Annotated in this window: 10 protein-coding genes and 1 pseudogene; 4 read left to right on the plus strand and 7 right to left on the minus strand. The window is 73.1% G+C overall.

Features of this window, described 5'->3' with window-relative positions; genetic code table 11:
• The 3 genes and pseudogenes from ACFWV2_RS15300 to ACFWV2_RS15310 form a co-directional block, all read right to left on the minus strand.
• Positions 1–1284, minus strand: coding sequence for a CpaE family protein (locus tag ACFWV2_RS15300; protein WP_384405455.1), 1284 nt, complete (start codon positions 1282–1284; stop codon positions 1–3).
• Positions 1285–1291: 7 nt separating this feature from the next.
• Entirely contained in the window at positions 1292–1999 is a 708-nt protein-coding gene (gene cpaB / locus ACFWV2_RS15305) for a Flp pilus assembly protein CpaB (protein WP_384405456.1), read from the minus strand.
• A 379-nt stretch (positions 2000–2378) separates the two neighbouring features.
• Positions 2379–3194 (minus strand): annotated as a pseudogene (locus tag ACFWV2_RS15310) (hypothetical protein); the annotation flags it as partial.
• A gap of 324 nt (positions 3195–3518) precedes the next feature.
• Between ACFWV2_RS15310 and ACFWV2_RS15315 the strand changes: the two are divergent.
• Positions 3519–5240, plus strand: a complete 1722-nt coding sequence (locus ACFWV2_RS15315; protein ID WP_384405458.1) for a chitinase — start codon at positions 3519–3521, stop codon at positions 5238–5240.
• Positions 5241–5312: 72 nt separating this feature from the next.
• On the opposite strand, the gene ACFWV2_RS15320 is transcribed toward ACFWV2_RS15315, so the two are convergent.
• Positions 5313–6560 (minus strand): serine/threonine-protein kinase, encoded by a 1248-nt coding sequence (locus ACFWV2_RS15320; RefSeq protein WP_384405590.1) that lies wholly within the window; start codon positions 6558–6560, stop codon positions 5313–5315.
• A gap of 171 nt (positions 6561–6731) precedes the next feature.
• On the opposite strand from ACFWV2_RS15320, the gene ACFWV2_RS15325 reads away from it, so the two are divergent.
• Complete coding sequence (locus tag ACFWV2_RS15325) at positions 6732–8090, plus strand: M14 family metallopeptidase (RefSeq protein ID WP_384405459.1); 1359 nt, start codon at positions 6732–6734, stop codon at positions 8088–8090.
• Between the two features lie 62 nt (positions 8091–8152).
• Here ACFWV2_RS15325 and ACFWV2_RS15330 read toward each other — a convergent pair whose 3' ends face one another.
• From ACFWV2_RS15330 to ACFWV2_RS15340, 3 genes are read right to left on the minus strand one after another with little or no spacing between them, the layout of a single operon-like run.
• A complete protein-coding gene (locus ACFWV2_RS15330; RefSeq protein ID WP_384405460.1) occupies positions 8153–8614 on the minus strand; it encodes a RidA family protein in 462 nt (153 codons plus the stop codon).
• Complete coding sequence (locus ACFWV2_RS15335; RefSeq protein WP_384405461.1) at positions 8611–9372, minus strand: IclR family transcriptional regulator; 762 nt, start codon at positions 9370–9372, stop codon at positions 8611–8613. Before ACFWV2_RS15335 ends, ACFWV2_RS15330 begins: the two co-directional genes overlap by 4 nt.
• A complete protein-coding gene (locus tag ACFWV2_RS15340; protein WP_384405463.1) occupies positions 9369–10499 on the minus strand; it encodes a sugar kinase in 1131 nt (376 codons plus the stop codon). The genes ACFWV2_RS15335 and ACFWV2_RS15340 overlap by 4 nt, the downstream gene beginning before the upstream one ends.
• A gap of 123 nt (positions 10500–10622) precedes the next feature.
• On the opposite strand from ACFWV2_RS15340, the gene ACFWV2_RS15345 reads away from it, so the two are divergent.
• Together ACFWV2_RS15345 and ACFWV2_RS15350 are read left to right on the plus strand one after the other, a co-directional pair.
• Positions 10623–11888, plus strand: coding sequence for an alanine racemase (locus ACFWV2_RS15345; RefSeq protein WP_384405464.1), 1266 nt, complete (start codon positions 10623–10625; stop codon positions 11886–11888).
• Between the two features lie 11 nt (positions 11889–11899).
• Positions 11900–13492 (plus strand): amidohydrolase family protein, encoded by a 1593-nt coding sequence (locus ACFWV2_RS15350; RefSeq protein ID WP_384405466.1) that lies wholly within the window; start codon positions 11900–11902, stop codon positions 13490–13492.
• The last annotated feature ends 5 nt before the right edge of the window (positions 13493–13497 follow it).

The raw sequence follows: 13497 nt of genomic DNA on the forward strand, positions 1-13497 counted from the left end.
TCAGCGTCCTCCGGTACGGCGCCGCAGCCCGAGCGAGCCCCGGTCACCGGCGCGGGCGAGCTGCTTGCCGGGCTTTCCCGGCCTCCCGGGCTTTCCGGGACCCCCGGCCGCCGCGGCTCCGACCAGGCCCAGCTCGCCCGCGAGGGTCCACAGCGCCTGCTTGACCGTCGACTTGGCGTCGAGTTCGTGGAGCCGGCCGGCGTCGACGACGGCCTGGAGTTCCTTGAAGTGGGCGGGAACGGCGACGCCCGCGATCCGGGTGCCGGTGATCTTCTGGACGAGGGGTGGCTGGATCTCGCTCGTGCGGTGGTGGCGGTTGACCACGGTGACCGTCTCCTCGGCCTTGCGGACCTGGAGCCGTTCCCACATGCGTACGGTCCGTTTGGCCGCCCGGACGGCGACGACGTCGGGGGTGGCGACGAGCAGGGCGGTGTCGGCCATCTCGATGACGGCCGCACCGGCGCCGGTGAGCTGGGAGCCGCAGTCGACGACGACGACCTCGTGCCGGCCTCGCAGGGCGCTGACGACCTGTCGGGCGGCGCGGTCGGTGACCTCTTCGCCGCGTTCGCCCTCCGCGGGGGCGAGAAGCAGCGAGAGGCCGGTCTCGTGGACGTACACGGCGTCCTGGAGGACACGCGGCGAGATGTCGGTGATGGCGGCGAGGTCGGCGACGGAGCGCCGGAACTGGACGTCGAGGTAGGAGGCGATGTCGCCGCTCTGGAGGTCCATGTCGACGAGGGCGACGGTACGGCCGGAGGCACGGGCCGCGAGGGCGAGGTGGACGGCGGTGACGGTGGTGCCGACACCGCCCTTGGCGCCGCTGACGGTGACGACGGTGCCGCCGGGACCGGTGACCTGCTCGGCTCCGGCCCCGAGGTGGCGGCGGACGCCGGCGGACCACTGGGCGGCGGCCTGGACGCGGCTGGCGAGCTCCTCGTATCCGAGGGGGAGGGTGACGAGGCCTCGGGCGCCGGAGTCCATGGCGGCGGAGAAGAGGACGGGGCTGGCGTCGGCGGTGATGAGGACGACGCCGACGGCGGGGAAGCGGAGGGCGACCTCGCGGACGAGTTCCAGCGCGGGGACGGGACCGATCCGCTCGTGGACGAGGACGACCTCGGGGAGTTCGTCGAGGGAGGCGGCGGCGAGGCGGGCGAGGGTGTCGAGGAGCTGGGTGGAGTCGGTGACCGGGGTGGCGGGTTCGGCGTCGGGGAGCTGGCCGATCAGGGTGGTGACCGACCGGGCCGCGTCGGGGTCCCCGACGGCCGGCAGGATCCTGGTGGTCATACCGGCCTCACTTGTCCTTGTCGAGCGTGTAGGTGCGGTCGCGCTGGTCGGCCGGGGCGCCGCCGGTGGTGGGGGCGACGAGGGCGAGGCGTACGTGCTCGGCGAAGGACTCGGCGTACGCCACGCGCTGGGTGTCGAGGGTGGAGAGGGCGAAGCTGATCGGGACGGCCTGGGAGGTGCGGCCGGCGCGGTCGGTGCTGTCGCTGATGGCGGTGAGCTTGCCGACCGAGAGCACGCGGGCACCGGCGACGATCATCCGTGACTGGGAGGGGGCGTCCTTCTTCTCGCCGGCGAAGGTGGCGTAGATGTTGACGGTGGCGCCGGCGTTGATCTTCCCGGCGACGCCGGTCGCCGCGTCGACCATGATCGCGATCTCCTGCTGGCCGGGCTGGAGTTCGGGCTGCTCGACGATCATGTCGGTCTGGAGGAGCGAGCCGGCCTTGAGCTTGGTGACGGCGATCCTGCCCTCGATCTGGCGGAGGTCGGTGACGGCGGTGTCGGAGAGCCAGCGCTCCGGCATGGAGATCTTCTCGAACTGGGCCGCCCGCAGCGGGGTGTAGGGGGCCACAGCGCTCTTGACCCGGTACGCGGTGGTCTCCGGGCCGACCTTGGAGTTCACGTCGCTGATGACGGCGAGGACACCGGCGAAGGCCCCGAGGGCGCACAGGACGGACAGCAGCAGCAGGATGACGCCGCGGCGCTGGCGGGAGTTCATGGCCGTACTACCTCGATCGGAGACGTGGGTCCGGGCGGACGGGGCTGGTGGACGGGGCCGGTGGGTGGGCGGTCGTACGGGGACGTCGCGCCGGTGCGGTTCATGGCAGGGCGCGGGGGGCGGGTGAGGCGGGCCGCGGGGTGCCGGGTCCGAGGGCGCCGGGGGCGAGGGCGCTGGGGGCGTGCGCACCGGACCTCAGGACCCGGGTCGCCTGTCCGCCGACGCCCGGGGTGCCGGGTCCGAGGGCGCCAGGGCCGTGTGAAGCGGTCCGCGGCGCGCCCGGGCCCAGGGCTCGAACGTCGTGCCCGCCGTCCCCCACCGCGCGGCCCCCCACCTCCCCCGCCCCGCGTCCCCCCGCCTCCGGCGCCGTACCCACCGTCAGGGGCGCCGCGCAGAAGCCGCAGCGGTCGCCGATGAGGTCCATCGCGCACCAGTGGCAGGTCTCGCGCCGTACGGAGGAGACGAGCTGGTAGAGGACGGACAGGTCGGGGAGGTACGCGGCGAACTCGACGAGCTTGCCGGTGCCCCACCAGCCCGGCGAGGTCTCGGGCAGCGGCGCCTCCTGGGTCGCGCCCTGGATCCGCCAGCGGGGCACGAGGGTGGTGGTGGGCCAGTCGGTCTGGAGCTGGCCGCGGGCGAGGAGGAGCTCGGTGGTGAACTCGGGTCCGGCGAGGGGCTTCTCGCCGGTGCCGACGCGCGTGATCTGCGGGGTCGGTCCGGCGAGTACGGCGAAGTGCGCGCCGGGCAGCCAGCTCTTGAGGTGGGAGCCGAGGCTGACGGGGACGCGGTCGAGCCGGGAGACGGAGCCGAGGACGGCGCCCGCGTAGATGTAGTGGGCGAGCAGCCGGGCGGCGGACGCGAGGACGCCGGGGCTGAAGTCGCAGCCCGCCAACTGTCGGAGCTGCCGCACGAGTACGGCCGCTCCGAGGGGCGGCAGGTCGGTGCGGACCAGCGCGATCCGGTCGCTTTCGAGCAGGGCGCGGACGGCGAGCAGCCGGCGCTCGACGGCGGCCGGGGCTGAGGTGGGACAGACGACGACCACGTGTCCGTACCGGGCGAGGAGCTGCTGCATATCGGCGAGGGACGCGTCGAGCGGCTGCGTCCCGGGGGCCGGGAGGACGGCCGCGTGCGGGGTTCCAGGGTCGGTCGGCGGCAGCACCAGGTCGGCGCTGGTGACCGCGATCGCTGTCGCCACGTCGGATACCCCGTCCCCTCCGGCCTCCGGGCTCACGGGGGCCGTGGATCACTTACCGCGTTCACGGCGTCACCGCAGGGTGCTGCCGTGCCTGCACCCTATCGGCGTCACCCGGGGTGGTGAACACACAATCCGCCAAGCCGCCCCCATTTCTTCGACCTCCCGCCCCGGGCGAACAGCCTCTGCCGCGTCAGGCCTTGACAATGTGATTGGTCTGGACCAACTTGTTCCGACAACGGAGGCCGACGTCCGCACCCGCCTCCCGACGTCCCGCACTCCCGTACGCGTACGACACCGCCACATCCCCAACTCCCCCACCGGAGGATGCACGTGGACCGCACCACCACCCGCCCGCTCGGACGCCGCTGGCTCGGCGGAGCCCTCGCGCTCGCCGTGGGCTCCGGGCTCGTCCTCGTCGGCGGCGCCGGCACCGCGCAGGCGGCCGACGTCAACGTCGCCAAGAACGCCGGGTTCGAGAGCGGCCTGACCAACTGGGCGTGTTCCGCCGGGAGCGGCGCCGCCGTCTCCTCCCCGGTCCGCACCGGCGCCGGCGCGCTCAGGGCCACCCCGGCCGGGCTCGACAACGCCAAGTGCGTGCAGACCGTGGCCGTGAAGCCCAACTCGACGTACACGCTGAGCGCCTGGGTCCAGGGCGGTTACGCCTACCTCGGCGTGAACGGCACGGGAACCGGCAGCGGCAGCGTCTCCACCTGGACGCCCGACAGCGCCGCCTGGAAGCAGCTGACCACCGGTTTCACCACCGGCGCGAGCACCACCTCGGTCGAGATCTACACCCACGGCTGGTACGGGACCTCCCCCTACCTCGTGGACGACGTCAGCGTCTTCGGTCCCGACGGGGGCGGCGGCCAGGACCCCGACCCGGTCGTCCCCGCCACCCCGGCCGGTCTCGCGGCGGGCACGGTCACCTCGAACTCCGTCGCCCTCAGCTGGGGCGCGGTCTCCGGCGCCACCGGCTACAAGGTGTACCGCAACGGCGCGAACCCGCAGGCCGTGACCGGTACGTCGACGACCGTCACCGGGCTCACCGCCGACACCGCGTACCAGTTCCAGGTCGCCGCGACGAACTCCGCCGGCGAGTCCGCGAAGTCCACCGCCGTGACGGCGCGGACCGCGAAGGTCACCGACCCGGGCCCCGGCCCCGCCGTACCCAGGCACGCGCTCACCGGCTACTGGCAGAACTTCAACAACGGCGCCACGGTCCAGAAGCTGCGGGACGTCCAGTCCCAGTACGACATCATCACCGTCTCGTTCGCCGACTCGACGGCCACGCCCGGCCAGATCGTCTTCAACCTCGACCCGGCAGTCGGCTACGCCTCCGTCGCCGACTTCAAGGCCGACATCGCCGCCAAGAAGGCGGCCGGCAAGTCCGTCATCATCTCGGTCGGCGGCGAGAAGGGGAACGTCACGATCAACAGTGACGCCTCCGCGACCGCCTTCGCGAACAGCGCGTACACCCTGATGCAGGAGTACGGCTTCAACGGGATCGACATCGACCTCGAACACGGCATCAACTCCACCTACCTGACCAAGGCACTGCGCCAGCTCTCCGCCAAGGCGGGCCCCACCATGGTCCTGACGATGGCCCCGCAGACCATCGACATGCAGAACACGGGAACGGAGTACTTCAAGACCGCGCTCGCCGTGAAGGACATCCTCACGGTGGTCAACATGCAGTACTACAACAGCGGTTCGATGCTGGGCTGCGACGGCAAGGTGTACAGCCAGGGCACGGTGGACTTCCTCACCGCGCTGGCCTGCATCCAGCTCCAGGGCGGTCTCGCCCCGTCCCAGGTCGGCCTGGGCGTCCCCGCCTCCACGCGGGGCGCGGGCAGCGGTTACGTCGACCCGCAGATCGTGAAGAACGCGCTGGACTGCCTGACCTGGGGCACCGGCTGCGGCACCTTCAAGCCCGCCCAGACCTGGCCGTCGCTGCGCGGCGCCATGACCTGGTCGACCAACTGGGACGCGACGGCCGGCAACGCCTGGTCGAACGCGGTGGGCCCGCACGTCCACAACCTGCCGTAACGACACGGCGGTACAGCGGTAAGGAAACGGTGGCGCCGGCGGTCTCCCCCGCCGGCGCCACCCGCGTGTCCGCTAGGGCATGCAGTGGCCCAGCACGAGGTCGAGCTGGGCGACCCACTCCTTCACCAGGGTGGCGCGGCCGTTGACCTCGCACTCGTACGCCGAGCCGTCGTACAGCGTGACGACGACCCGGAGCTGACGGCCCCTGCGGACGGCCCCGTACTCGACGGACCCGATCTCCGCCCAGGCGAACTCGGCCTCCTCGTCGAAGACCTCGAATCGGATCCCATCGGCGTCGGCCACCACCCCGCAGTCTCCGTCGGCGGCGACGAGCGCCGGAGCGGGCGGGGGCGGCGACGCGGGCATGGTGGGCAGCGCGGTCAGCGGGGGCGCGTCCCGTACGGGTGCCGGCACCGCGTCCCGTACGGCTGCCGGGTCTGCGGCCCTTACGGAAACCGGTGTCGCATCCCGTACGGATACCGGTTCGGCGGCCCTTACGGAAACCGGTGTCACATCCCGTACGGGCCCCGGCACCCCCTCCCGTACGGATACCGGTTCGGCGTCCCGTACGACGACCGTGGGCGTCCTCTCCCGCAGCGGTGCGTCCGTCAGGGTGTCCAGGATCGCGCCGGGCGCCGGGCGCTTCCCCGGGGCCTTCGCGAGACACGCTCCCACCAGGTGGCGCAGCCCGGCCGGGACCGCCGTCAGGTCCGGGGCCTCGTGGACCGCCCGGTACATGAGGCCCATCGGCGTACCGTCGCCGAAGGGCCGTCCGCCCGCCGCGGCGACGAGCACGGCGCCCAGGGCGAAGACGTCGGCGGCGCCCGTCACCTCCTCGCCGAGGGCCTGTTCGGGGGCGAGGTAGCCGGGGGTGCCGAAGGCGGAGCCGGTGGCGGTGAGGCGGGTCGACTCCACCGCGCGGGCGATGCCGAAGTCGAGGACGCGGGGCCCGTCGGGGGCCATGACGATGTTGCCGGGCTTGAGGTCGCGGTGGACGAGCCCGCAGGCGTGGATGGCCTCCAAGGCCTCGGCGAGCGCGGCCGCGAGCGAGCGCAGCCGCGCCTCGTCCATGGGGCCTTCTGCGGTGACGAGGGCCGAGAGGGTGGGGCCCGGGATGTAGGCGGTGGCGAGCCAGGGCGCCTCGGCGTCGGGGTCGGCGTCGACGACCTGCGCGGTGTGGAAACCGCCGACCTGCCGGGCGGCGGCGACCTCGGCGCGGAAGCGGGCGCGGAAGGAGGGATCGGCGGCGAGTTCCGGCCGGGCCACCTTGACGGCGACGGCACGCCCGCCGCGCGATCGGGCCAGATAGACGGTACCCATCCCGCCTTCGCCTAGTTTGTGCTCGATGACGTATCTGCCGATGTGAGTCCCCACGCGGGACAGTATGGCCGAACTCGGTATCTTGACCGGTCCATGACATGGCCTCACCATGTGGCCGGAGACCCGCACCAGTTTGTCGCACACCCCCACACTCCCCACCCAGGAGACAGCATGCGACGTCCCACCCGCGGAAGAAGGTCCGCCACCCTCGCGGCCCTCGTGGCGCTCACCCTCGCGGCGCCCCTGTCCGCCCTCTCCTCACCCGCCGGGGCAGACCCGGCGCCGACCGCCGCCCGCATCGCCGCCGGCGTCGAGGAGGTGATCCGGCAGTACGAGGTCACCGGACCCTCCACCCCGGCCGCCCGCACCGCGCTCCTCGCCACCGGCGTCTCGATCGACGAGGTCGACGCCCGGTCGGTCGTCGTCAGCGCCAACACCGAGCAGCTCAGGAACCTCAAGGCGCTCGGCTACAGGCCGGTGGCGCTGCCCGGCCCGCCGAACCGCGCGACCGAGGACGGCCACGACCACGGCGTCGGCGCGCTCGACTTCCCGTCCGCCGACTCGAGGTACCACAACTACGCGGAGATGAACGCGGAGATCGACCAGCGTCTCGCCGCCTACCCGTCCATCATGCGCAAGCAGGTGATCGGGAAGACGTACCAGGGCCGGGACATCGTCGCCGTCAAGATCAGCGACAACGTCGCCACCGACGAGAACGAGCCCGAGGTCCTGTTCACCCACCACCAGCACGCCCGCGAGCACCTCACCGTCGAGATGGCGCTCTACCTGCTGCGCGAACTCGGCGCGGGCTACGGCAGCGACTCCCGGGTCACCAACGCCGTCAACGGCCGCGAGATCTGGATCGTCCCGGACCTCAACCCGGACGGCGGGGAGTACGACATCGCCAGCGGGTCCTACCGCAGCTGGCGCAAGAACCGGCAGCCCAACTCCGGCTCGTCGTACATCGGCACCGACATGAACCGGAACTGGAACTACAAGTGGGGCTGCTGCGGCGGCTCCTCCGGCTCCAAGAGCTCCGAGACGTACCGCGGCACGGCCCCCGAATCCGCCCCCGAGGTGAAGGTCATCGCCGACTTCGTCCGCTCCCGGGTGGTCGGCGGCAAGCAGCAGATCACCGCGGCCATCGACTTCCACACCTACAGCGAACTGGTGCTCTGGCCCTTCGGCTGGACCAGCGCCGACACCGCGCCCGGCATGACACAGGACGACCGGAACGCCTTCGCGGCCGTCGGCGGCAAGATGGCCGCGAGCAACGGCTACACGCCCGAGCAGTCCAGCGACCTCTACATCACGGACGGCTCGATCGACGACTACCTGTGGGGCGTGCACAGGATCTTCGGCTACACCTTCGAGATGTACCCCGCGTCGTCCGGCGGCGGCGGCTTCTACCCGCCCGACGAGGTCATCGAACGCGAGACCAGCCGCAACCGCGACGCCGTCCTCCAACTCCTGGAGAACGCGGACTGCATGTACCGCTCGATCGGCAAGCAGGCGCAGTACTGCAGCTGACCCTCGCACGGAGCAAGGCGGCGCCCCGGCCGAACCGGCCGGGGCGCCCTGCCGTGCCGGGCTCAGCCCAGGACGGCGAGCGCGTCGATCTCGATCAGCAGTCCGGCGGGGAGGCCGACGTAGACGGTCGTGCGGGCGGAGGCGGGGGCCTCGAGGCCCTGCTCCTCGAAGTACTGGTTGTAGATCGCGTTCATCTCGGCGAAGTGGTCCACGTCCGTGAGGTAGACGCGCATCATCATCACGTCGTCCCAGCTCGCGCCGCCCTCCTCCAGGATCGCCTTGACGTTGGCGAAGGTCTGGAGGGTCTGCTCGCGCAGGGTCGGGCCCGCGACCGTCGGCGCCCGGCCCTCGACGGCGGGCAGGAAACCGACCTGGCCGGCGACCTGGAGGATGTTGCCCTTCCTCACGCCGTGCGAGAACTTCGCGGGCGGGGCGGTGTGGGTGGCGGGGGTGAGGGCGATCTTCTCGACCGGACTCCCGGCCGTCGTCCCGGCCGTCGTCCCGGTGGTCTTCTCGATGCTCATGCGGTGTCCTTCGTCGGGGCGTCGCCGGAGTACTCGCGGCTGATGGCGTCCGCGGTGCCGCGCACCTGCGGAAGGAGGGTGAGGAGTTCCTCGGCGGTGACGACCACGTTCGGCGCCGAGACCGACATCGCGGCGACCACGCGCCCGTCGGCGCCGCGGATGGGAGCGCCCACACAGTTGATGGACTCCTCGTGGCCGCCGAGGTCGGTGGCCCACCCCTGTTCGCGTACGGTCGCCAGCTCCTTGAGGAAGGCGGCGGCGTTCGGGGTCGAACGGGGGGTGTACGGGGGGTAGTCGAGCTTCGCGGCGACGGTGCGGCGCTCCGGCTCGGGCAGGTCGGCGAGGAGCAGCTTGGCGACGGCGGCGACGGTGATCGCGACGGGCTTGCCGATGCGGGAGTACATGCGGACCGGGTAGCGGCTCTCGACCTTGTCGATGTAGAGGACCTCGCCCTCCTCGTACACGGCGAGGTGCACGGTGTGCCCGATGCGTTCGTTGAGGGCCACGAGGTAGGGGTGGGCGATCTCCCGGACGTCGAGGTTCTCGACGGCTTCCTGCGCGAGGGCGAAGAGCCGGGCCCCGAGGCGGTAGCGCTGGTCCTGCTGCCGGTGGACGAGGCCGTGCTCGTGGAGGGTGCGCAGCAGGCGCAGGGCCGTGGACTTGTGGACGCCGAGCCGCTCGGCGACCTGCCCGAGGTCGGCGGGGCCCTGGGCGAGCAGCGGAAGAATGCTGAGCGCCCGGTCGACGGTCTGGCTCATGGCGTACGTACCTCCTGGTCGGGGCCCCGGCGCACCGTCCAGCCGGGGCCGAGGTGAAGTGTCCCCCAGGCGGCCTCGTCGAGCGCGGCCAGCCGGTCGGCGTGGTCGATCCAGGAGGGGCGCCGCGCGCCGGCTGCGGGAGGGGTGCTGGCCGGGTGACGGGCGGGCGGGACGGCGAGGTCGCCGGGGACGGTGAGCGCGGCGGCGGCCATGAGGTGCCCGTGCCGGAGCCGGGCCCGTGCGTCGAGCCCCCGGAGGACACCGGAGAGGAACCCGGCGGCGAAGGCGTCCCCGGCACCGACGGGGGCGACGACGTCGACGCGGGGGGCGGGGACGCGGGTGACGGTGTCGTGAGCCGGCCGGAACTCGGCCCCGCCGGGACCCGGACCGCGTTCGAACACGACCGCCCCCTCCCCGCCCCGCTTCACCACGAGCCCCGCCGGTTCGGGCAACACCGCCCGGATCGCGGCCGGATCGGCGACCCCCCACAGCGCCTCCGCCTCGTCCGCGCCGACGAACACGAGGTCCGCCCGGCGGGCCAGTTCGAGCAGCACCTCGGCGGCGGGGTCCCGGTGCCACAGGCCGGGCCGGTGGTTGACGTCGAAGGAGACGAGCGGCCGGCCGGGCCGGGGCGCGGTGAGCTCCCGCATCAGGGCGAGGCAGTCGGCGGAGAGCGCGGCCGTGATGCCGGTGAGGTGGAGGATCCGCGCGCCGGCGACGGAGGAGTACGGGACGGTGGCCGGCGACATGGCCGACGCGGCCGAACCCGCCCGGTAGTAGGCGACCTCGTGCCCGTCGGCGGCCCGGTCGGTGGCGGTGCGGAAGTAGACGCCGGTGGGCCGGTGCGGGTCGCGGCGGACGGCGCTGACGTCGACGCCGTACCCGCCGATCGTCTCCACCAGGTGGTCGCCGAACCCGTCCCGGCCGACCCGGCCGACCCATCGCACCCGGTGCCCGACGGCGGCGAGGGCGCAGGCGACGTTGGACTCGGCGCCGCCGATGGCGCGGGTGAAGGCGGTGACGTCGGCGAGGCGTCCCGGGCGGTCGGGAAGGAAGGTGACCATGGACTCACCGAGGCAGACGAGGTCCGGGGGCGTGGTCCCGTCCGGGGGCGCGTGTCCGCTCACTCTCGGGCTCCCTGTGACTCCTACGGGTCCATTGACCCGGCCTCGGCCCGGATGTTAGACAGCGACGAGCAAGATGTGCAATGAGTGTTGCATGGAATGCAACACTTCCGACGAGGAGGCCACATGCCCGACCTGGCGAACGAGCGCGTCGACCACCGCTTCAAGGCCCTGCCCCCGGACGCCGAGGGCCTGACCGTCGGCGAGCTCTCCGCCCAGCGGCGCAACCTCTTCACCGGCGGCTTCACCACCCCCGTGCTCGCCCTCTCCGCCGAGTCCGTCGAGCACAACCTGCGGCTCCTGGAGACCTACGCCGAGCGCCACGGCCTCGCCTTCGCCCCGCACGGCAAGACCTCCATGGCCCCCCAGCTCTTCGACCGGCAGCTGGCGCACGGCGCCTGGGGCATCACCGCCGCCGTGCCCCACCAGGCGCGCGTCTACCGGGCGCACGGGATCGCCCGGATCTTCCTCGCCAACGAGGTCGTCGACGCCGCCGCGCTGCGCTGGCTCGCCGCCGAGCTCGACGCCGACCCGGACTTCCGCCTCGTCTGCTACGTGGACTCGGTCCGTGGCGTGGAGCTGATGGACGAGGCCCTGCGCGCTGCGGGTGCCGGCCGCGCCGTGGACGTCGTCGTCGAGCTGGGCGCCGGCGAGGGGGCCCGTACCGGGGTCCGTACGGAGGCCGAGTGCGCCGCCGTCGCGGACGCGGTCGCCGCCGTCACGACCCTGCGGCTCGTCGGCGTCGCCGGATACGAGGGCGAGGTGCCGGCGCCGGACCCGGAGCGGGTGCGTGCCTGGCTGCTCCGGCTGACCGCGCTCGCCGCCGCCTTCGACAAGGAGGGCCGCTTCGACGCCGGCATCGGGGAGATCGTCGTCAGCGCGGGCGGCAGCGCCTGGTTCGACACGGTCGCGGAGGTCTTCGCGGAGCTGCCCGACCTCTCGCTCCCGGTCCTCAAGCTGCTGCGCTCCGGGGCGTACGTCTCGCACGACGACGGCCAGTACCGCGACCTCACCCCCTTCAACCGGGTTCCCGGGGAGGGCGCGCTCCAGCCCGCGTTCCGGCTGTGGTCGCAGGTCGTCTCCCGCCCCACCGACGAGCAGGCCTTCACCAACGCGGGCAAGCGGGACGCCGCCCACGACCTGCACCTCCCCGAGGCGCAGGTGGTCCGCGACGCCCGTACGGGCGAGATCCGCGCCGCCGAGGGCATCACCGTCACCCGCCTCTCCGACCAGCACGCCTGGCTCGCCACCGGGCCGGGGGCGGACCTGGAGGTCGGCGACTGGGTCGGCATGGGGCTGTCCCATCCGTGCACGTCCTTCGACAAGTGGCAGCTGATCCCGCTGGTCGAGGCGGACGGCACGGTGGTCGACCACGTCCGCACCTTCTTCTAGGGGAACGGGTCATGGATCTCGTCTTCCGTGACGCGGAGGTCGTCGACGGCGGCGGCGGCCCCTCCTACCGTGCCGACGTGGCGATCGACGGCGGCCGGATCGCCGCGATCGTCAAGGAGGGCGCGGCGGCCGGCTGTCAGCGGCCCACGGCCCGGCGGGTGGTGGACGCGGAGGGTCTCGCCCTCTCCCCCGGTTTCATCGACATGCACGCCCACAGCGACCTCGCGCTGCTCCGCGACCCGGACCACAGCGCGAAGGCCGCGCAGGGCGTGACCCTCGAAGTCCTGGGCCAGGACGGCCTCTCGTACGCGCCGGTCGACGACCGGACGCTCGCGGAGGTGCGCGGGGCGATCACCGGGTGGAACGGGTACGGCGACGACATCGACTTCGACTGGCGGACGGTCGGCGGATACCTGGACCGCCTCGACCGCGCCCACGACGGCCGGGGCATCGCCGTCAACGCCGCCTACCTCGTCCCCCAGGGCACGGTCCGGATGCACGCGGTCGGCTGGGAGGACCGCCCCGCCACCGAGGCCGAGCTGAACCGGATGCGGCGGCTCGTCGCGGAGGGCCTGGAGCAGGGCGCGGTCGGCATGTCCTCCGGCCTGACGTACACCCCCGGGATGTACGCGCCGGACGCCGAGCTCACCGAGCTGTGCCGCGTGGTGGCGGAGTACGACGGCTACTACTGCCCGCACCACCGTTCGTACGGGGCGGGGGCGCTGCGCGCGTACGAGGAGATGATCACCCTCAGCCGGGAGGCGGGCTGCGCGCTGCACCTGGCGCACGCGACCATGAACTTCGGCGTGAACAGGGGCCGGGCCCCCGAGCTGCTCGCCCTCCTCGACGAGGCCCTCGACGCGGGCGCGGACATCAGCCTCGACACGTACCCGTACACGCCCGGCTGTACGAGCCTGGTCGCCCTGCTGCCGAGCTGGGCGGGCGAGGGCGGCCCGGAGGCGGTGCGCGCGCGGCTCCGGGACGACGGGACGGCCGAGCGCATCCGGCACCACCTCGAAGTCCTCGGTTCGGACGGCTGCCACGGGGTGCCGGTGGAGTGGGACACGGTCGAGGTGTCGGGGGTGTCGGACCCGGCGCTCGCGGAGTTCACGGGCCGCCGCCTGGACGGCTGGCCGACGGCCCGGCGGCTGCTGGTCGAGGACCGGCTCGGCACGACGGTCCTCCAGCACGTGGGCCACGAGGAGAACGTGCGGGCGATCATGCGGCACCCGGCGCACACGGGCGGGTCGGACGGCATCCTCCAGGGCCTGAAGCCGCACCCGCGCGCGTACGGGACGTTTCCGCGGTATCTGGGCCGGTACGTGCGCGAGCTGGGCGTCCTGTCCCTGGAGGAGTGCGTCGCCCACCTCACCTCCCGCCCGGCGGCCCGCCTGCGGCTCCCGGACCGGGGCCTGGTCCGGGAGGGGTACGTGGCGGACCTGGTCCTCTTCGATCCGGCGACGGTGGCGCCCGGCGCGACGTACGCCGCCCCGCGCACCCTTCCGGTGGGCGTCCCGCACGTCCTGATCGACGGCAGGTTCGTCATCGAGGACGGCCGCCGAACGGACATCCTCGCGGGCCGCTCGATCCGCCGGACGCCCTGACGGGC

It is taken from the genome of Streptomyces sp. NPDC058671 (assembly GCF_042716475.1).
Lineage (GTDB): Bacteria > Actinomycetota > Actinomycetes > Streptomycetales > Streptomycetaceae > Streptomyces.